The following is a 19,158-nucleotide window of genomic DNA, read 5'->3' on the forward strand; positions in this document are numbered from 1 at the left end:
CCGGATCTACGGCAATGCGAAGACATACAGCATCCCACCCCGCGTCGTATACTCCGGTAAATCGGTCATCGCATTGATGAATCCCAACGCTCCGGTACCGTCACGAGAATCGAGCTCGCCGGCAACGATAGCCCCGGACCAACCGCCGACGCCGGACAGAGTCGCCACGTATTGCTTGCCGTCGGGCCCCCGGTAAGTCATTGGCTGGCTGATGATTCCGGAGCCGCACTTGAATTGCCACAATAACTCGCCGGTCCGGGCATTCACCGCCTTGAACCAGCCTTCCATGGTGCCGTAGAACGCCACGTCGCCCGCCGTCGCCAAAGCGCCGCTCCAGACCGGGAACTTCTCCCTGATCTTCCAGACCGCCTTGGCCGCAACGGGGTCCCAGGCGGTGAACTCGCCCCGGTGTCCGCCGGGACCCGCGTGCATCCGCACGTTGGCGCCGACATAGGGCGTGCCTGCGATATAGTTGGCTTCGACGCCCTCTTCGTCCATGCAGATATTCTGATGAGGAATGTAAAGCCAGCCGGTTTTCGGGGAATAGGCCGAGGGCTGCCAATCCTTCCCTCCTGGCGCTGCGGGACAAATATCGTGCACGACGGTGTTGAACCGGGGCCTTTTCTCATGCACTTCGATGGGGCGTCCGGTTTTCAAATCGACGCCCCTGGTCGTCGTGATATGCACGAAAGGCGTGGCCGACAGCACCTCGCCGGTGGTTCGGTCAAGGACGTACACGTAACCGTTCCGCTCGGGATGGACCAGAACTTTCCGGATCTGCCCGTTAATGGACAAGTCCAGCAGGACGTTTTCGTTAACGCCGTCGTAGTCGTACAGGTCGTGGGGACTCCACTGGTAAAACCAGCGCGCTTCGCCGGTGTCGGGATCGCGTGCGAAGACCCCAGCCGTCCACTTGTTGTCGCCTGGGCGCTGTTCCGGATTCCACGGCCCGGGATTGGCGGTACCGTGATAGATCAGATTCAAGGCAGGATCGTAGGAAATGAAGCCCCACACGGTGCCGCCGCCGATTTTCCAAGCCTCGGGCGGCCAGGTCGCAACGCCCAGATCCTCGCCACGGTCTTGGGGGTAAAACGGCTTGAACCTGGGGCCGATCAGCACGTCCTTGTCGGGGCCGGTGGAGTACGCTTTCCAGACCACGCGGCCGTTGCCGGCATCGAGCGCCGTAAGCCAGCCGCGCACGCCGAACTCGCCGCCGCTGTTGCCCACCAGCACTTTGTTCTTCACGATCAGCGGCGCCATCGTAATGGATTCGCCCAGATTGATATTGCCGATCCGCGCTTTCCAGATTTCGTTGCCGGTCTTGGCATCGACCGCCACGGTCTGCCCGTCGAGCGTGTTGAAGAAAATTCGTCCCTTCGAGTACGCCGCTCCTCGATTCACGACATCGCAGCAGGCCAACCCTTGAGCCGCGGACAGCGGCTTCGGCTCGTACTTCCATTTGAGAGGCGCGCCCGGACGGGTCAAATCCAGTGCGTAAAGAGTGTTCGGATAAGGGGTCACGATGTACATCGTGTTGTCGGCCACGATAGGCGCGGCTTCGTGGCCGCGTGACAGACCGGTCGAGAAGGTGAAGTTCAACCGCAGATCGTGGACGTTTTCGGCTTTGATCTGGTCGAGCGCGCTGAAACGGGTATTGGCGTAATCCTTGGCCGAAATAAGCCATTGCCCGTCTTCGTCGGACGCTTTTTGCAAAGCAGTGACCGGAGGCTCGGCTCTTTGGGTGTATGCCGCTCCGCCGAAAGGCAGAGACAACGGTAACGCGAAAAGAATTATCGGCAGGGGGAATCGGTAGGCGTACCGTTCATGAAAAGATGGTGAACATAGCCTCCGTGACGTTCGCATCAAGCCTCCTGCTGAGATAGCTTCTCCTTCTGCTCATGGGAGGTGGAGTCTTATCTTGAGACATACCTGATCGGCGAGCGTTCCAAAACTGAAACCTGGCTTACAAAAGCCAAGGCTTTCAGCTCGGCTCCGAACCGGAGCGGTTCAACCCGGCTCGTCTACGAAATGCCGCTTCGCTCTCTCCCTGTGCTCTCTTGACATCCAAGTCGGGAAAGCAACCCGCTTGGCGGGATATGATTCGCCGTAACCCGCTGCTGTCGTAAATCAACCGGATGATCCGCATCGGCGGAGCGCGGTCATTTTGCCCCTGTCGGGCGGCAATTGAGGGTTCAAGTCGGTTCATTTCCGTTGCTCCAACAGCGTTAAACGACACCACCGTAAATTCCGACAGCTTTCAATCGAATCTCCCACATCGATTCCATCTTGGCTTCGCATTCACTGTCTGTTTGATCGCGAAACAACCCGCCAGGTTTCCAAACGTCCCTTTACGGGGAAATCGCTCCTGCGGCATACCGGTACCGAACAGCGTCCAACATAAGAAGCCGAGGGTAAACCGCGCTACATAAACGCCTGGCCGATCGATTCGCCACGGTTCGTAATACTAAACCCTCAAGAATCTCCGCCCAATACCGCAATCACCCCAAGTTGACTACGGTTGCCAAAGCGGTTTGGACATCACTCGTCAGCGTCGTGAAACCGTTACGGAGCACCGAAACGAGAGGCCACCCGATAAGCTACTTTGGAATAGCGTTTAATGGATTCAAGCCTTTTTCGTAAGATGTAAGACCATCGGTGTCCTTAACTATTCCTATAAGCCGGAACAGCCGGAATCGGAAGCTGTAAAAACCCGGCTGAGATAATGCCCGGCCGGGTTATATCGCTATCCGTTCCGGATTGGTTGGTTATTTATTCTTGCCTTTGCCTCATGCCTCGCCCGCCCCTTCCCGCGCCGGCATCCTCGGTCAAACCCCGCAGTCCTTTTCTTTCTTCGCGCAATTCCCGGTACTGGTCTTGATATCGCTCACGCTCCTCCGGCATCATCAGCGGCTCACGCCTGCCTTCCATCTCGCCCGGACGCACACCCTCCCGCCCGACGCCCCTGTCCCGCGCACGTTCTTGAACCTCGCCTTGAAATTCTTGCTGAAAACTTTTTCGCTCCTGCCGAAGATCTTGATACCGCTCCCGATATTGCCCACCCGATGGTCTATCGAGCTTCCGTCCATTGCCGCCCCCTCTCTCCGCCCAGGCCTGGTTCACCGCTAACGTGGAAAATCCGATCAACAGCGCCAAAATAGCGTTCTTATGTTTCGTCATTCGCTTCCCCTACTGATAATCCTAGAAACGGCGGTTGGACGCGGCCAAGTGTGCGGCTGGCGGGCCGGCTGGCAAGGCGCGACGCCGCCGTGGGGCCGTCCCCCACAAGAAGGAGCAACGCCGCCAGGCGGCTCGCCCGCCGTGCAATCGGGTGCGTAGCGACTTCACCCGAGTGGTGAAATCGGTAGAAGGTAGGACGGTCAGAATTCATAGGGCTTTTCTACTCCATCTAAGCGGTCAACTGCCGTTTCTAGGATAATTGATCAATGACGGACATTCCGGATCGTCTTGTCGCTCGCTTCGATACGTTCGGCTACTATTGCTTGTGGCTCGCTTGCCCTAGCCCGCTCGCCAAGACCCAAGCCGACGTAGCGGCGGCAGAACCAGTTTAGCACTGCCCATCCGTGACGCTGATGACAATGAGGACGTGGCGGAAACATCGAAGCAAGGCGCACAGATTGCCTGCCGTCCGAGAACCGAATCCCGGCCATGCCGTCTTGAGATGGATGTCGATCCTTTGTTTGGCGCTGGACCTGTACCGTCCGGCCGCGGCTCAAATTCCCGGCGTTGCCGAGGAATCGGCTGGCCAAATCGGCGGAGTTCCCGTCTCGGTCTGGACCTATCCTAGCGATGGCCTGAAGGTCAAAGGCTTGCTGTTCCTGCCCTGCGCCAAAGACAAACTGCCGCTGATTCTCTTCAACCATGACGGCGTTTCGGGCATTTCCGTGGAACACATGCGGGCCAGTGCGCGTCTGGCGCAGGCGGGGTATGCCGTGTTCACCCCGTCCTATCGAGGCGAGGACGGATCGGAAGGAGACATCGAAGTAGCCGCCGGCGAAGTGCGGGATGTGCTGAATGCTCTGCCGCTGCTGGCCCAAGTACCCGGCGTCGACGGCCGGAAAGTGGCCATGGTCGGGGTCTCGCACGGCGCTCTGATCAGCGTGCTGGCAGCCGCGCGGCAGTCTGAGGTCGATGCCGTGGTCACGGCCGACGGGGTGATGGACATCTACGCCTGGTGGCGCCATCTTCAACAAAATGGAATCTCGGGCCGCGACGAACTGACCCGGCGAATCTACGGCGACGGCCCGGAGGACAAACCGCTGGCTTTCTCGACCCGCCACGCCCTGGCTCAAATCCCGAACTTGAAGGCGCCGGTGCTGATCCTCCAGGGCGGCCGGGACGACATCGTACCCGCCCAGCAGGCGATTACATTCAAGGCGAAATTGGACAGAGCCCGGCATCCGGCCAAATTGAAAATTTATCCCCGCTGCCGGCATGGCTTTCTGGTTTACACACCTCACCTGAAGAACGGCGCGGCACCGGCTGAACGCATCGAGACCGAGAAGGCGTGGCAAGATCTCTTGGGATTTCTCGAAAAGCATCTCAAGTCTTGAAATCCTCTTCGGAATTGCCGAAATAGCTCCGTAAACTGGGTTGGTAAACTCAGCTGTCAGAGCAGTTTCCGTTCGTATGTAAGGATTGATTGTAAATGGCCTTATTCCATTCGGCATTCGAGTGAACATTAATCGTAGGGTGGGTTAGCGAAGCGTAACCCACCGATTCGGGATCGCTCGGTGGGCTACGGCCTCGCGGCCTAACCCACCTACAAAAATTAATGCCTTATTGAAAGCGATTTGGAATTAGTGTGGGAGCGGGCTTTAGCCCGCGATAATCGCTCAATCGCGGGCTAAAGCCTGCTCCCACAAGCCCTAAACCAACTTGAAGTACGCAAAAAAATGCGGCTATTTATGGAGGAATTTTCGCCAAGTGAACGCCGGATTTCCCGACATCGGCTTGAGGTGTAGAAAAAAGAAACCCGGCCGAGGCCGGGCACTCAAGACTGCTTCTTGGTGATTCTTAGCGGAATCTTCCCCCAATTCCGTGCAGTCCCCTCCAGCTTAGCCGAAAATCGACTGTGTGCAAGACCTTCCCGCGTCCCCAATGCGGGAACATCCCGATACGTCATTCAATATTCTGCGTCTGTTCTCTCATTTGTTCGATCAGCACTTTCATCTCGACCGAGGCCTTGGTCGTTTCAGCATCGGCGGATTTCGAGCCTAGCGTGTTGGCTTCGCGGTTCATTTCCTGAAGCAGGAAATCGAGACGGCGGCCCACCGGCTCTTTCTGGCGCAAGGCCCGCAGCACTTCATCGACATGGGCATCGAGCCTATCCAGTTCCTCGTCGACATCCAATTTCTGTGCGAGGTAGACCATTTCCTGCTCCAGCCGCTCGGAATCCGGATTGGCGCAGACTTCGGCCAGCCGTGCCATGATCTTCTGCCGAATGGATTGGAGTACTTCCGGCATACGCGCCCGCACCGACGATACGTGTTCCCGCAGTTTGACGCAGCGTTCTTTCAACAAAGCCGCCAATTGGCGCCCCTCGTTTTCCCGTACGACTATGGCTTGCTTCAGCACGTCGGTCAAAAGGTCGAGAATTTCGGCGGCAAGTTGCTCTCGGTCGGCCTCGGGCTCGTGCAAGGCGCCCGGCCATTTCAAGACGTCCAGGGCACTGAAGCCGGCCAAGGGCCTATCGCTCAGATCGTCCACCTCCCGGGCGGTCGCCAACAGCTTGGTGACCAACTCACGGTTCATGCGGATGTCGGCGCCGCCTTCGACGCTTTTCTTATAGGACAAAATGCAATCCAAGCGCCCTCGGTTGATGAGCGCACCGACGCGGCTGCGGGCAGCAGGCTCCAAAAAGCGGAATGCATCCGGCAAACGCAGGGAAAGATCGAGGTAGCGGTGATTGACCGAGCGTACCTCCCAGGTGAAAAGCCAGTCCCGAATTTCTCGTTCGCCGCTGGCGAAAGCGGTCATGCTGCGGATCATGGAAAATCTTGCTTTATACTGAGTAAATTGAATCACGCATTTAAGTCTTCTGGCCTGTCCCGAATTTTGTCGGTTCGCCCTTTTTTCCGGAGGGGAGAGAACTGAAGTCGGTCCTGCGTAAAACCCTAATGCGAAAGAACGGAATATTAAGCTGAATCCTCCCATGCGGAAACTCTGGCCAGACTCTTCGGACAAGCCTCCGAAAGAGTTTTACTTTTTGAAGTCCGGAACGATCGTCGATCAATACATGATCGAGCGCCCTTTGGCCGGGGGCGGATTCAGTTCCGTCTACCTGGCGCGCCAGCTGGCCGACCAGCACCAGGTAGCCATCAAAGAGTACCTGCCGCGCCGCCTGGCGCATCGCACGCCGGAAAATCACGTGGTGCCGAACAGCGAAGAAACTCGCTCGATGTTCCTGCGCGGCCGGCGACTGTTTCTTGAAGAAGCCAAAGTTCTCACCAGGTTCAAACATCGCAACATCGTCGAGGTCTTGAACTTCTTTCAGGCCAACTCGACGGTCTACCTGGTAATGACCTTCGAATATGGAAAAATCCTGGGCGATTATCTGCTGAAAGAAAAGAAAAACGGTGTGAGCGATCAGTTCCTGCGCATGGTGTTTCCGGCGCTCCTCGATGGCCTCAGGACGATCCACCAAAACGGGCTGCTGCACCTCGACATCAAACCGCAGAACATTCTGATCCGTTCGGGCGGCGATCCTTTGCTGCTGGACTTCGGAGCCTCGCAGCCTTATCCGTACGAGGAAAACACGCGAATCGGCAAAGTCCTGACCAACGGCTTCTCTCCCATCGAACAATATCAGGACGACGGCGCCTTAGGCCCGTGGAGCGACATCTACGCCATAGGCGCAACCATGCGGATGTGCTTGGACGGCCTCCCGCCTCCCGCGGCTCCGATTCGCGCCGAACGCGATAGCCTCATCCCGGCGGTCAAAGCGTTCAAACGCCGCTATCCGCAAAATCTGCTGCAAGCCATCGATTTGGCCATGATCGTAGATCCCGCGCAACGTCCGCAGTCGATAGAAGAATTCTCGCGGCTCCTCTCCGCGGACAGCCGACCGGCCGAAAGTTGAACGGCCGGAGATCGACTCCGGGTCTCCATCGCTCCACCGTAAGATTCCCCCCCCTTCTTGGCCGCGCCTAAAGGTATTTAACTTTGCGGCAAAGGATTGTTCCTCTGCGGAAGATGGCATAATGTATGCCCGCCTTTCTGGAAAAGAAAAATCAGGAACAGTCATGATGAGTGCGAGCATCAACGAACGCAGGCAAAACACGAATCACATGATCGAGGAGCTTCTGGAGGAGAGGCGGCAAGTTTGGTCGCTGTACTGCACAATTGCGGGAATGAAGCCCTTTACGGTCGAGCAGCCCCTTCGGACGAAAGTCCAGGAGTTCTGCCAATTGCTCATCGATTACATATCGCTGGGGCATTTCGGGATTTACCAACGCATCATCGACGGAACCGAACGAAGGCGGAAAGTACTTGAACTGGCGGAAAACATTTACCCTCGCATCGCCGAAACCACCGATGCGGCGGTGGAGTTCAACGACAAGTACGAAACGCTGATCGGAGACGGGCTCAAAACCCATCTCGAGGATGATTTGTCCAAGCTCGGCGAGGAATTGGCGATGCGCATCGAACTTGAGGATCAACTGATTTCGAGCATGATCGCCTGATCAATGCACCGCAACGGGCGGAAGCACTCGTGAACTGGTCGCGACAGTGCCGCCCAAGCCTGAGGCACCATACGGCCGATGAACTATTGCACACACTGCGGAACATCGCTTCGAACGGGCATTCCCGAAGGCGATGACCGTCCGCGCCACATCTGCGACTCCTGCGGGACCATCCATTATCAGAACCCCAAGCTGATCGCCGGATGCATTCCTGTGTGGCAGGACCGGATACTGCTGTGCAAGCGCGCCATCGAACCGCGTCTCGGCTATTGGACACTGCCCGCGGGCTTCATGGAACTCGGCGAAACCTTGCCGGACGCCGCCCGCCGCGAAGCTCGCGAGGAAGCGAATATCGAGGTGGAGCTCGACTCGGTGTACACCATTTTCAGCCTTCCCCATATTTCGCAGGTGTACGTGTTCTTTCGTGCCCACATGCTGGAAGAACGCTACTCGGCCGGCTCGGAAACCTTGGAAGCGCGCCTGTTCAGGGAGGACGAGATCCCCTGGACCGAAATCTCCTTCGAAACGGTTTATCGCTCGCTGCGTCTATTTTTCGCCGATCGCAAGCAAGGCAGCTATGCATTCAGGCTGGAGACCATCACGCCGGATCAGCGCAGAATGCGGGGAGGTTAGAGCGTTTTCCGGTTTGACGCCGCGCCCCAAGGTACGGTAGGTCGACATTCCTTTCCCAATCGCAAACGGTCGCTTTAGAGCGTTTTTCATGCCGGTGTACGGCTTCGTATCGGGCGGGAAGAACGTAGGTCGGCAATCCTTTGCCGACGAAGTCCTTTGCCGAGCCGATAAGTCGGCGAGGGATTGCCGACCTACGCATTTCCCGATCCTCACCGCTAAACGGCGGAGAAAAACGCTCTAACCTCCCCGTTCGTCAACTCAGCGGCGAACGTAGGCCGGGATGACGAAGGAATCCCGGCAACCCCGCGACAATGCCGGGTTTCGTTCCTCACCCCAGCCTACATGCTGGGCGCCCTGAAACCGGAGAAGCCTTTTCAGGGCTTCCCTAACAGTGCACTCATCCGTTGCCCCATATCCGTAGGCGTATCGACGACGTCCACGCCCGCAGCCCGCAGGGCCGCCACTTTGCTCGTTCCCGTCCCTTTGCCGCCGGTGATGATCGCACCGGCATGACCCATGCGTTTTCCGGGCGGCGCAGTGAGACCGGCGATGTAACCGACTACCGGCTTCGTGACATGCGCCTTGATGTATTCGGCCGCTTCTTCCTCGGCGCTGCCGCCGATTTCGCCGACCAGAATGATGCCCTTGGTCTGATCGTCATTCTGAAACAAAGCCAAAAGATCGATGAAATCCAAGCCCTTGATGGGATCTCCGCCGATCCCGACGCAGGTGCTCTGACCGAGTCCCGCTTTGGTGGTTTGATGCACGGCTTCGTAAGTCAGGGTCCCGGATCGGGACACGATGCCCACCGAACCCTTTCGATGAATAAAACCGGGCATGATGCCGATCTTGCACTCGCCCGGCGTAATCACGCCGGGGCAGTTGGGGCCGATCAATGCGGTGTCGTAATGGGCCAGGGCCGCTTTGACCCGGAGCATGTGCAGCACGGGAATGCCCTCGGTGATGCAGACGATCACTTTTATACCCGCGTCGGCCGCTTCCAGGATGGCATCCGCCGCGAACGGCGGCGGCACGTAAATCATGCTGGCCGTGGCGCCCGTTTCGCGCACCGCCTGCTTGACCGTGTCGAACACCGGCAAATTCAAATGGGTTTGCCCGCCGCGCCCCGGTGTCACGCCGCCGACCAGCCGGGTGCCGTATTCCAGACACTGCTGAGAGTGGAAAGTGGCCTGCTTGCCGGTAAATCCCTGGCAAATGACCTTGGTGTTCTTGTCGACGAGTATGCTCATTGCGCAGCCTCCACAGCCTTTTTCGCCGCCTCGTCCAAATCCGACGCGGTTATCAGCGCCAAACCGGACTGCTCGAGCAAGCGCCGGCCCTCCTCGGCATTGGTTCCTTCGAGCCGAACGATCACCGGCACCTGAACGTGCACCTCTTTGACGGCCGAGATAATGCCTTCGGCGATCAGATTGCAGCGTACGATGCCGCCGAAAATATTCACCAAAACAGCTTTCACCTTCGCGTCGGACAAAATCAGTTTAAACGCCTCGGCGACTTTCTCCGCCGTGGTTCCGCCGCCCACATCCAGGAAATTGGCCGGCTCTCCCCCGTAAAGCTTGATGACGTCCAGCGTCGCCATCGCGAGTCCCGCCCCGTTCACCATACAACCGATATTCCCGTCCAACGTGACATAGCTAAGTCCATGCTGGCGGGCCGCAGACTCCTTGGGATCCTCTTGGGCCGGATCGCGGAGCTCAGCCAGATCGGTATGGGCGAACAAGGCGTTGTCGTCGATGTTGATCTTGGCGTCCAGCACCAGTAACGCACCGTCTTCCGTCACCACCAAGGGATTAATCTCGATTTGGCTCAAATCCTTGTCCAAAAACAGCCGATACATTCCGTTCATGATCTTGGTCAACGCGTTGACCTGGTCGCCCCGAAGCCCCAGGGCAAAGCCGATTTCCCGGCACTGGTAGGCCTGAAGTCCGGCGGCAGGATCGACCGTCAGACTCAGAATTTTCTCGGGGTGCTGCGCAGCCACCTCTTCGATATCCATTCCGCCGGCGCTGGATGCCAAAAACAGCACCCTGGCGCTGGATCTGTCCACCACCGCGCTCAGGTAAAGCTCCCGCGCAATCGGGCGGACTTCCTCGATCAGCACGGCATTCACGGGCAATCCGGCGCTGCCCGTCTGAGCGGTAACCAGACGCGACCCCAGCAATTGACCCGCCGAGGCCCCGACCGCATCGACGCTGCCGACCAGCTTGACGCCGCCCGCCTTGCCTCGCCCGCCGGCATGCACCTGGGCCTTCACCACCCACTGCCCGCCGCCCAAGGCGGTCGCAGCTTCGACCGCCTCTCGCTCCGAAAATGCCGGGGTGCCGCGGGGGACCGGCAAGCCGTAGGACGAAAACAAATGCTTCGCCTGATATTCATGTAGGTTCATTGGATACTCCGTTTAGCTCTCGCGCCGGGCATCAATCCTCAAATCGATGCTACTCTTAATGTCTACGGCTATTCTAATAGACCCGCTCCGAAACCGCACCGCAGCCATGTCGCAATGCCACGCACCGACCCCGAACTCGGGCGAGTCTCCGCTCCCCGTGAAACGATCGAGCGCAAGGTACCTGCAAACGGTTTTGCGGTGAACGACCCGGCACGAGGCTCTACGGCGCTCAACAGCTGCTACGGACAATGGACTTCGACAACAAGCAAATATCGCCCTGTCCGTTCTCCAAACATTACCGCATTCCTGAAAACCAAGCCTGGCAGTCGCTAACGGTTTATCTTCTATACCGTCTGACGCTGGGTAGCGTTTTGGTGTTCCTGTTTTTTCTGGGTGCGCTGCCGTCGTCGCTGGGTAAACACGACCCCGTGCTTTATGCAGCAGCCAGCAGCATCTATCTAGGATCTATTTTTTTCTCGGCTATTCCTCTGCTCCTGCGCCGCCCCGCCTTCCCGCTTCAAGCACAGCTGCACGTGCTCGCCGATCTAGTCTTGATCCCCAGTATCATGCACGCTTCGGGAGGCGTGGAGACCGGCGTCGGCGTATTGCTGGCTTTGTCGGTAGCGGCTGGCGGCATCCTGACCGGCGGTCGCTGCGCTTTGCTGCTGGCGGCGCTGGCCAGCGTGGCAGTCCTGGGAGAAGAAGTTTACGCCGATCTCTCCGGAGCGTTCGAAGCGGCCTACACTTACGCCGGCATGCTCGGGGCCTCGTTCTTCGGCATCGCGATTCTCGCCCTGGTGCTGGCGAGACGCGCGGAGCAGAGCGAAGCGATCGCGGCGCAACGCGGCGTCGACCTGGCCAATCTTCAGCAGCTCAACGAATTCATCATCCGCCACCTGCAGTCGGGCATTCTCGTCATCGATGAGCAGCATCGTATTTGGATGATGAACGATTCGGCCGCTCGGCTTCTCGGCATCTCTTCGACCGCCCGGTCCTTGGAAACCGCCTGTCCGGAGTTGGCCGAGCTGTTTTGGGATTGGCTGGACGATCCGATCCCCGGCACGGTGGGTCTCGGCTCTCGGGCAGGACAACCCTTGCAAGTTCGCTTCACCCGCTTAGGGCCTACATGGCCTCCGATTTACATGGCATTCCTGGAAGACAATGCCCTGTACAATCAGCGGGTACAGCAAAGCAAGCTGGCTTCGCTCGGCCGCCTCACCGCCAGCATCGCCCACGAGATTCGCAACCCCTTGACCGCCATCAGCCATGCCGCTCAGCTTCTGGCCGAGTGCTCGTCGCTGCAATCTCAAGACCGGCGCCTGATACAAATCGTTCTCGACCATACCGCGCGGGTTAACATCGTCATCGAGAATGTGCTTCAAATCTCGCGGCGAGGCCAATCGAAGCGAGAAATACTTCCCTTGGCGTCTAGTTTGAAAAAGTTTCTGCGCGACTACCGAATGGCGCAGGGAATACATGAAAAAGCCTTTCAACTCGATATCAAGATCGGCGATGCGCTGGTCACGGTCGACCCCAGCCATCTCAAACAGATTCTTGAAAATCTTTTTTCGAACGCGCTGAAATACGGCGAGCCGCAACGCGGGGCCATCCGGGTGCGCGTAAGGCGCCAACGGGGCGAACCATGCGTCGAAATCATCGATCATGCAGCGCCCATCGATAGTCAGACCGTTCAGCAAATGTTCGAGCCATTCTTCACCACCTCCGCCAGCGGCACCGGACTCGGGCTTTATATCGCGCGCGAGCTGGCGGAACTCAACCAGGCTAAACTGGAATATGAACCTGTCGCCGGCGGCGGTTGCTTCCGGCTCCGTTTGGCCGACGCAGAAAAAACCACAATCGAATTATGAACAGACCGTCCGCCCTGGTCGTCGATGACGAGCCCGCCATACGCGAATTGCTGGAGATCACGCTCGAGCGCATGGATATCGACGTGCAATCGGCCGGCGCATTGCGGCAGGCTCGAGAGCTCCTGCAAAACCGGCATTTCGATCTTTGCCTGACCGACATGCGTCTGCCCGACGGCGACGGCTTGGACCTGGTGGAATACATCCAGCTCAACCTTCCGGCACTGCCGGTGGCGGTCATCACCGCGCATGGCAATATGGAGTCGGCCATTCGCGCCTTGAAGAACGGCGCCTTCGACTTCGTCTCCAAGCCGCTGGATCTGCACATTCTTAGGAACCTCGTGAACACGGCGCTCAAGCTCGGTCAGCAAGAAGGCAGGGACCGCCGCTCCCGCCATATATTGCTCGGCGATTCGCAAGCGATGCGCGAAATCCGCTCCAAAATCACTAAGCTGGCACGCAATCAGGCGCCTATATTCATCAGCGGCGAATCGGGGACGGGTAAGGAATTGGTTGCGAGACTGATCCATGCCATGAGTCCGCGGTCCGAAAAGCCGTTCGTCGCGGTGAACTGCGGTGCGATACCGCACGACCTGATGGAAAGCGAATTTTTCGGCCACAGAAAAGGCAGCTTTACAGGAGCGGTCGGGGACAAGCAGGGCTTATTTCAAGCGGCTCACGGCGGCACGCTGTTTCTGGACGAAGTCGCCGACCTGCCGCTGTCGTTGCAGGTCAAATTGCTGCGCGCGATTCAGGAAAAATCGATTCGACCGCTGGGCGAACCTCGGGAAATTCCGGTAGACGTACGTATCGTCAGCGCAACTCACAAGAATCTCGCGGAGATGGTCCGAAACGGCGATTTCCGGCAGGATCTTTTTTACCGCATCAACGTGATCGAGATGCATGTTCCGCCCTTGCGCGAGCGCCGCAGCGATATTCCGGCCTTGATCGACCACATACTCGCAAAACTCACCTCCCCCGGAGATACCAAGGCCGAACTGAGCGCCGAAGCCTTGACCGCACTTATGAGCTATCCGTTTCCGGGCAACGTACGGGAGCTCGAAAATATTCTGGAACGGGCCGTCGCACTCTGCGACGGGCATCGCATTCTGGTCGAGGACTTGAACCTTCCGGAAGGGTCATCCGGGTGCTCCCCGGATGATCGTTTGCGATTGGAAGGGTCATCCGGGCGCTCCCCGGATGACCGTTTGCGATTGGAAGGGTCATCCGGGCGCTCCCTGGATGACCGTTTGCGATTGGAGATGATCGAAACGGCTTTTCCGACTGCGTCGGAGGAGAACCCCGTGAGGGAACACGGTCTGTCGCTGGAAAGCTATATGGACGAGATCGAAAAGCAGGCGATCATCAAGGCTCTCGAAAAAAACCGTTGGAACCGGACCGCGGCGGCGAAGCAGTTGGGCATCACGTTCCGCGCACTGCGCTATAAGTTGAAAAAGCTGGGACTGGACTGAGCAAATGCGGAAAACCGGTGAGGATGGACGGCCGAGATACACAACGGAGGCGAGTCAGCCGTCGCCCTGAACTAAAAAAATCTAAAGGGCTTACTCCATCGCCCAACGCCGTCAAGCCCGATATTTATCCAGAGTCTTGAGCTTATCCAGAGCGTCCTTGATCTTCCCGGCAACCGCGTCGTTCAGCTCCGTAGGCTTATAGACTCGATCCAGCAATCCTTCCGCGACCAGGGCTTCTTTGACCCATTTCTTGGCGAAACGATAATTTGTCGGCACTGGAGAGACTTCGCCCGTAGCCGGATTGCGCAACTGTCCGCCGCGCTCGGTTTGCGCGGCCTCTTCCTCGGCGGGCGCGGCCGTTTCGGCGACAGCAGGCGCGCCGGCGGCTTCCTCGGCTTTCGTTTCGGGCGCCGCTACCGGGGTTGGCGTGCTATCCGCGCGAGACACGGTCTTGAATACCTCGTAGATCACAAATACGACGAAGATCACCGTCAGACCGACCAGCAATTGCATCATGATCTTTCTCCTCCTCTTCTTGTAGTTTCTATCGACTCGCCAGCCGCCGCCTGAAGTTCCGAGCGTCACCGCGGTTGCGTGCGAGCCGACACACCATAGGCCGAAACGAATAAAACCGCAATATCTCTCTTGACTTTAGTCAACAATTTGCGCAAGAAATCCCCGAAACTCGCATTTTTTGTAAACGCCGATTTTGCCGCTAGCCGGTTCGTCCCGAACTTCTCGAAGGGCCTCGAGGGCTTGCCGGGACAGCTTCTAAGGCATCGCGTGAACGTGGGGGACAGGCCTGAGCGCCTTGTGCTCGAACTGCAAGCGATGAAGCTCCGCGTAATAGGATTGTCCGCGCAGCAATTGTTCGTGAGTGCCGCTTTCGATGATACGACCGTCCCGCATGACATAGATCCGGTCCGCATTCTGGATGGTGGACAGACGATGAGCGATGACCAAGGTGGTCCGGCCTTTCATCAATACCTCCAGCGCCTCCTGGACGTGCCGCTCGGACTCCGCATCCAGCGCGGAAGTCGCTTCATCGAGTATCAGGATGGGAGCATTCTTGAGGACGGCGCGCGCGATGGCGATACGCTGCCGTTGTCCGCCCGAGAGCACGATACCTTGCTGGCCGACGACGGTGTCGAAGCCTTGCGGCAGGTTTTCTATGAATTCCAGCGCATGGGCGGTCCTCGCCGCCTGCCGAATCTCCTCGAAACTCACCGACTCCCGGCAACCGTAAGCGATATTGCTGGCAACGCTGTCGTTGAACAAGGTAACTTCCTGCCCCACGTAAGCAATATGCCGGCGCAGACTCTCCAGGGTGAACTCCCGTATGTCCCGCCCGTCGAGGCGGATTTCGCCTTGAGTGGGCTCGTAAAGGCGAGGCAGCAAGCGTATCAGCGAGGTTTTGCCGCTGCCCGACTGTCCGACCAACGCAATGGTTTCGCCCGGCTTTACCGTCAACTCGATATTCTTCAGCGCGTAATCTCCGTCATCGTGATACGCAAGACCGACTTTCCGGAATTCGATATGTCCCTTTACCGCGTCGAGTTCTCGCGTACCGGTATCGTGTTCGCGCTCCTTGTCCAATAGCTCGAAGATGCTGTCCCCGGCGGCGATCCCCTTCTGCATGATGTTGAGGACCTGGGTGGCACGCTTGATCGGGCTCAGCATCATGGCCATCGCCGCAATGAAGGCGATCAGACTGCCGGGCGTGATGGTGTGGCGCACCGAATCCAGGGAGACCACGTACAAGATCGCCGCGAACCCGCTGACATAGATGAGCTGTATGAGCGAGCCGCTAACCGCGTCGGTGACGATCAGCTTCATTTGCCGCCGCTGGTTGCGTTCGTTTTCCTTGGCGAACTTTTCGGTTTCGTAGCCTTTCCCGTTGAACACCTTGACGATGCGCTGCGCATCGATCACTTCCTGCGCCACGTGGCCGACATTGCCCATGGACTCCTGAATACGCATGCTGATCTTGCGAAAACGCTTGCTGACCAGGCGAATGCTGATGCCGAGCACCGGGCCGACCACCATGAAGACCAGGGACAACAAGGCATTTTCGTAAACCATCAACAAAGTGAGACCGACGATGGTCAATCCGTCCTTGAACACCGCGACCACGCCCTTGGTCAAGGAATTCGCCACCTGCTCGGTGTTGTACAGCAGTTTGGCGAGCAACTGCCCCGACGAGGCGTGATCGTAATAGGCACAGGGAAGATTCAATAGCTGATCGAACAAATCCCGGCGGAGATCGGCGATCACCCGCCGTCCGACCCATCCGGAACAGTAATCCCCGGCGAACCCGGCGATACCACGGGCGATCGACAAACCCAGCAATATGAAAGGCGCTTGACGCAGAATCTCGGGGTCATTCTCGATGAAACTGCCGTCGATGAGCGGCTGAATCAGCTTGGCGAAAGCGGGTCCCAGCGAGGCATAGGCAATCATGGCCACTATTGAAGCCAGGAACATCTTCCAGTAGGGCAAAGCGTATTTGAGCAGCCGCCGATAGATGATCATTCCATCGGTGAGTGGCTTTCGGTCGGAGTGTTTTTCGCTCATGAGGTCGTGCAGGCTTAATAAAAGGCCGTCCTGATTTCTCAAGCGGCCTGTTCGACTTTGCTAAAATCGTGGTTTTTTCACACGGATAGAAATCATCCAATGGTCGCTGGAGTCATCGCTCCCCCGGTCCAGTATGCCAATTATACCGGCGTCACGGCTGCCTTGGCTTTCGCCTTTTTTGCCTGGCTGAGTCCGGCCGGCACCAATATCGCGTTAGCCGCGTTTTCGCTGGCATTTCTGTTGAATCCGTCGGCATGGCCGGTGTTTCGCCGCGATCCGATGTTCGGACTGTTTGCCGCTTTCGCGATTTATGTGGCCATCGGGGCTTATTTCGCGATCGACGAATTTCCCGAAACGCGCAAACTTCAGATCCGAGACGCCTCGAATTGGCTCAAATTGTTCGCCTTTCTGCCGCTGGCCTGGTGGCTGCGCGGCGACCTGCGGCGCATCCACTGGACGCTGATCCTGGCCACCGGGGGGCTCCTGATCGGCATGCTTTGGAAAGCCGATTGGTCGAACTTGTATCACATGACCGTCGCCGAAAGAACCGGATTCAAACTCCGAATCATCTTCAGCGGTCTGGTGTCGGCATCGGCAATTCTGGGACTCTTGATCTATACCCCGCGAATCTGGAGCACCCGCACGAGTCCCCTGAATGACCTATTTCGCCTCGCCTGTTGGCTGGCCGCCCTATATCTATCCAGTTTCATGCTGATTTCTTCCAAATCCCGCGGCGCCTGGCTTGCCGCACTCATAGCCGTTCCCAGCGCATTGGGTATCCATTATTTTTGGAAGACAAAAAGAACCGACCTTCAGCTCGGAAAGTCGGTTCCTTTCATGCTCCTCGCGCTGGGCGTGGTTGTGGGTCTGTTTGCCCTGAACCACGGCGAGATCCGGACCCGGATCGATCAGGAAAACGCGGTCGTTTCGTCGATTTTGCAGGGAGAAAACCAGCACTTGCCGCGCACGTCGATCGGCTATCGCCACGATATTCAGAAATTCGGATTGCAAAAATATTTGGAGCGGCCCTGGTTCGGCTGGGGCCCCGGCTCTACCGAGCATCTCGTCGAAATCAGCGGTCAACCCGAGCTGATCCATCCACAGGCGAAAGGAGCGGACTGGATGGACCACTTTCATAACACTTATCTGGAAATCCTGGTCCGCTTCGGCCTTTTGGGCGCACTGGTCTTGGCCGCAACGGTTCTTCTGGTGATGGCCAACGTATGGCGCAGCTATAAGACCGGGATTCTGCCGAAAGACCATTTCGCGTTTCTGGCCGGCTGCTTCATTCTCTTGGCCGTGTGGAGCCTGTTCGACTTCCGCATTCTGCACGGCGACTGCCGGGCCTATTGGATTTTACTGGCCGGGATCGCCTATAGCTTTGCCTGGCATCCCGATGCGGCCCGCCATGACTAGGCTACCCGTCGTTTATCTGGGCCGAAGCCGCCTGCAACGAAATCGCGCCAATCTGATCCAGACCCTGCAGATGATGGAGGCATTCCGCCAAGCGGGCGTCGACGCTACGCTGTATTTGCCGCCGTGGCCGGGTTCGCTGGACCTGGAAAGCCGGCTGCGCGATTTCGGCATCGAATCGTCCTTGGACATCCGTTCCAGCTGGCTGCTGAATCGGCGCTGGAACGCCCGCCCGTTCGTTCGGCTTTATGGCAGGCGACTTCGGAAGGCTCTTGGCGTTTACACCCGCTCCGTGCAAATCAGCGCCACATTGGCCGCTGCCGGAATACCGCATCAACTGGAAATCCACGAGGCGGAGCGCGAACTGATCGGCAAAGGGTATTTGGCCGGCATCGTGAAGCATCATCGGCAGGGACTCATCGGATGGCTCGTCCCCATCAGCCATGCCGCGGCAGACGTATTGATCCGGGCCGGGGCCGTCGCGGAGCGCGTGCTCGTCAGTCCGAGCGGGACCAAACTTTCCGCATTCGACCGGATTCCGGCCTTCGATCCCGACCGTCTCTCCGCCCCTCGCATCGTGTACCTCGGGCGCCTCAGCCGCGACCGAGGCCTCGACGTCTTCCAGGAAATCGCTGCAACGGAAATCGCCGACGTCACCTTGGTGGGCGAACAGGAAGATACGGTCCAAGCCTCGGGCAAGCTGCACGTCGTGCCTTTCGTGCCGCACCGGGACGTGCCGACCTGGTGGGAGCGCTCCGATTTGGTCCTGCTGCCCTACCAGCGAAGCCTTCCCCATGCCGATTCGATCAGCCCCATCAAGCTGTTCGAGGCGATGGCGGCGGGACGTCCGATCATCGTGAGCGATCTGCCCGCGATTCGGGAAATCGTCGATCACGAGAAAACCGCTCTGTTGGTCGAGCCGGCGGACACCGGAGGATGGATCGCGGCGATCAGGCGGCTGCAAAACGATCCGCAACTCGCCTGCCGTCTCGCGCAAGCGGCGAAGCAAAAGGCCCGAGAGTACAGCTGGGAGAAGCGCGCCGAGCGGATTGCCAAAGCGTGTGGCTGGATCTGACGACTTGACTGGCGCG

15 protein-coding genes are annotated in these 19,158 nt (G+C 58.2%); 8 read left to right on the top strand and 7 right to left on the bottom strand.

Annotation, left to right across the window (positions count from 1 at the left end; all coding sequences use genetic code 11):
- Positions 1 to 6: 6 nt before the first annotated feature.
- Both ACWJJK_RS21250 and ACWJJK_RS21255 read right to left on the bottom strand, forming a co-directional pair.
- Positions 7 to 1,713, bottom strand: a complete 1,707-nt coding sequence (locus tag ACWJJK_RS21250) for a methanol/ethanol family PQQ-dependent dehydrogenase (protein ID WP_454128465.1) — start codon at positions 1,711 to 1,713, stop codon at positions 7 to 9.
- A 1,056-nt stretch (positions 1,714 to 2,769) separates the two neighbouring features.
- Positions 2,770 to 3,177 carry a hypothetical protein gene (locus ACWJJK_RS21255; RefSeq protein ID WP_077731542.1) on the bottom strand — a complete coding sequence of 136 codons (408 nt, stop codon included), beginning with the start codon at positions 3,175 to 3,177 and terminating at the stop codon, positions 2,770 to 2,772.
- Between the two features lie 506 nt (positions 3,178 to 3,683).
- Between ACWJJK_RS21255 and ACWJJK_RS21260 the strand changes: the two genes are divergently transcribed.
- A complete protein-coding gene (locus ACWJJK_RS21260; protein ID WP_454128466.1) occupies positions 3,684 to 4,571 on the top strand; it encodes an alpha/beta hydrolase family protein in 888 nt (295 codons plus the stop codon).
- Between the two features lie 568 nt (positions 4,572 to 5,139).
- Here ACWJJK_RS21260 and ACWJJK_RS21265 read toward each other — a convergent pair.
- Positions 5,140 to 6,009, bottom strand: coding sequence for a YicC/YloC family endoribonuclease (locus tag ACWJJK_RS21265; protein WP_077731902.1), 870 nt, complete (start codon positions 6,007 to 6,009; stop codon positions 5,140 to 5,142).
- Between the two features lie 163 nt (positions 6,010 to 6,172).
- Between ACWJJK_RS21265 and ACWJJK_RS21270 the strand changes: the two genes are divergently transcribed.
- From ACWJJK_RS21270 to ACWJJK_RS21280, 3 genes are all read left to right on the top strand, one after another.
- Positions 6,173 to 7,099: a serine/threonine protein kinase gene (locus tag ACWJJK_RS21270; protein ID WP_077731903.1), complete on the top strand. Its 927-nt coding sequence runs from the start codon at positions 6,173 to 6,175 to the stop codon at positions 7,097 to 7,099.
- Between the two features lie 163 nt (positions 7,100 to 7,262).
- Complete coding sequence (locus ACWJJK_RS21275; protein ID WP_077731904.1) at positions 7,263 to 7,703, top strand: sigma D regulator; 441 nt, start codon at positions 7,263 to 7,265, stop codon at positions 7,701 to 7,703.
- A 78-nt stretch (positions 7,704 to 7,781) separates the two neighbouring features.
- Positions 7,782 to 8,336: an NUDIX hydrolase gene (locus tag ACWJJK_RS21280; protein WP_077731905.1), complete on the top strand. Its 555-nt coding sequence runs from the start codon at positions 7,782 to 7,784 to the stop codon at positions 8,334 to 8,336.
- 374 nt (positions 8,337 to 8,710) lie between these two features.
- On the opposite strand, the gene sucD is transcribed toward ACWJJK_RS21280, so the two are convergent.
- Entirely contained in the window at positions 8,711 to 9,586 is an 876-nt protein-coding gene (gene sucD, locus ACWJJK_RS21285; RefSeq protein ID WP_133718617.1) for a succinate--CoA ligase subunit alpha, read from the bottom strand.
- The gene (gene sucC / locus ACWJJK_RS21290; RefSeq protein ID WP_086134855.1) at positions 9,583 to 10,743 is read right to left on the bottom strand and encodes an ADP-forming succinate--CoA ligase subunit beta; all 1,161 of its coding nucleotides are present in this window, start codon (positions 10,741 to 10,743) and stop codon (positions 9,583 to 9,585) included. The genes sucD and sucC overlap by 4 nt, the downstream gene beginning before the upstream one ends.
- 248 nt (positions 10,744 to 10,991) lie before the next feature.
- Between sucC and ACWJJK_RS21295 the strand changes: the two genes are divergently transcribed.
- The gene (locus ACWJJK_RS21295) at positions 10,992 to 12,611 is read left to right on the top strand and encodes a sensor histidine kinase (RefSeq protein WP_086134856.1); all 1,620 of its coding nucleotides are present in this window, start codon (positions 10,992 to 10,994) and stop codon (positions 12,609 to 12,611) included.
- A complete protein-coding gene (locus ACWJJK_RS21300) occupies positions 12,608 to 14,080 on the top strand; it encodes a sigma-54-dependent transcriptional regulator (protein ID WP_454128467.1) in 1,473 nt (490 codons plus the stop codon). Before ACWJJK_RS21295 ends, ACWJJK_RS21300 begins: the two co-directional genes overlap by 4 nt.
- 111 nt (positions 14,081 to 14,191) lie before the next feature.
- Here the strand turns inward: ACWJJK_RS21300 and ACWJJK_RS21305 are convergent, their stop codons facing one another.
- Positions 14,192 to 14,596, bottom strand: a complete 405-nt coding sequence (locus ACWJJK_RS21305) for a hypothetical protein (RefSeq protein ID WP_077731910.1) — start codon at positions 14,594 to 14,596, stop codon at positions 14,192 to 14,194.
- A 255-nt stretch (positions 14,597 to 14,851) separates the two neighbouring features.
- Positions 14,852 to 16,654 (bottom strand): lipid A export permease/ATP-binding protein MsbA, encoded by a 1,803-nt coding sequence (gene msbA, locus ACWJJK_RS21310; RefSeq protein ID WP_086134869.1) that lies wholly within the window; start codon positions 16,652 to 16,654, stop codon positions 14,852 to 14,854.
- A 99-nt stretch (positions 16,655 to 16,753) separates the two neighbouring features.
- Here msbA and ACWJJK_RS21315 point away from each other — a divergent pair, with 99 nt between their 5' ends.
- Together ACWJJK_RS21315 and ACWJJK_RS21320 are read left to right on the top strand one after the other, a co-directional pair.
- Positions 16,754 to 18,070 (top strand): O-antigen ligase family protein, encoded by a 1,317-nt coding sequence (locus ACWJJK_RS21315; RefSeq protein ID WP_086134858.1) that lies wholly within the window; start codon positions 16,754 to 16,756, stop codon positions 18,068 to 18,070.
- A complete protein-coding gene (locus ACWJJK_RS21320; RefSeq protein WP_086134870.1) occupies positions 18,063 to 19,142 on the top strand; it encodes a glycosyltransferase family 4 protein in 1,080 nt (359 codons plus the stop codon). The genes ACWJJK_RS21315 and ACWJJK_RS21320 overlap by 8 nt, the downstream gene beginning before the upstream one ends.
- Positions 19,143 to 19,158 lie beyond the last annotated feature (16 nt).

It is taken from the genome of Methylocaldum gracile (assembly GCF_053646815.1).

What these genes read in the sequence shown, in the direction of transcription:
- ACWJJK_RS21255 (WP_077731542.1), bottom strand. Translation starts at nt 3,177, where the DNA reads ATGACGAAACATAAGAACGCTATTTTGGCGCTGTTGATCGGATTTTCC.
- ACWJJK_RS21260 (WP_454128466.1), top strand. Translation starts at nt 3,684, where the DNA reads ATGTCGATCCTTTGTTTGGCGCTGGACCTGTACCGTCCGGCCGCGGCT.
- ACWJJK_RS21265 (WP_077731902.1), bottom strand. Translation starts at nt 6,009, where the DNA reads ATGATCCGCAGCATGACCGCTTTCGCCAGCGGCGAACGAGAAATTCGG.
- ACWJJK_RS21270 (WP_077731903.1), top strand. Translation starts at nt 6,173, where the DNA reads ATGCGGAAACTCTGGCCAGACTCTTCGGACAAGCCTCCGAAAGAGTTT.
- ACWJJK_RS21275 (WP_077731904.1), top strand. Translation starts at nt 7,263, where the DNA reads ATGATGAGTGCGAGCATCAACGAACGCAGGCAAAACACGAATCACATG.
- ACWJJK_RS21280 (WP_077731905.1), top strand. Translation starts at nt 7,782, where the DNA reads ATGAACTATTGCACACACTGCGGAACATCGCTTCGAACGGGCATTCCC.
- sucD (WP_133718617.1), bottom strand. Translation starts at nt 9,586, where the DNA reads ATGAGCATACTCGTCGACAAGAACACCAAGGTCATTTGCCAGGGATTT.
- sucC (WP_086134855.1), bottom strand. Translation starts at nt 10,743, where the DNA reads ATGAACCTACATGAATATCAGGCGAAGCATTTGTTTTCGTCCTACGGC.
- ACWJJK_RS21295 (WP_086134856.1), top strand. Translation starts at nt 10,992, where the DNA reads ATGGACTTCGACAACAAGCAAATATCGCCCTGTCCGTTCTCCAAACAT.
- ACWJJK_RS21300 (WP_454128467.1), top strand. Translation starts at nt 12,608, where the DNA reads ATGAACAGACCGTCCGCCCTGGTCGTCGATGACGAGCCCGCCATACGC.
- ACWJJK_RS21305 (WP_077731910.1), bottom strand. Translation starts at nt 14,596, where the DNA reads ATGATGCAATTGCTGGTCGGTCTGACGGTGATCTTCGTCGTATTTGTG.
- msbA (WP_086134869.1), bottom strand. Translation starts at nt 16,654, where the DNA reads ATGAGCGAAAAACACTCCGACCGAAAGCCACTCACCGATGGAATGATC.
- ACWJJK_RS21315 (WP_086134858.1), top strand. Translation starts at nt 16,754, where the DNA reads ATGGTCGCTGGAGTCATCGCTCCCCCGGTCCAGTATGCCAATTATACC.
- ACWJJK_RS21320 (WP_086134870.1), top strand. Translation starts at nt 18,063, where the DNA reads ATGACTAGGCTACCCGTCGTTTATCTGGGCCGAAGCCGCCTGCAACGA.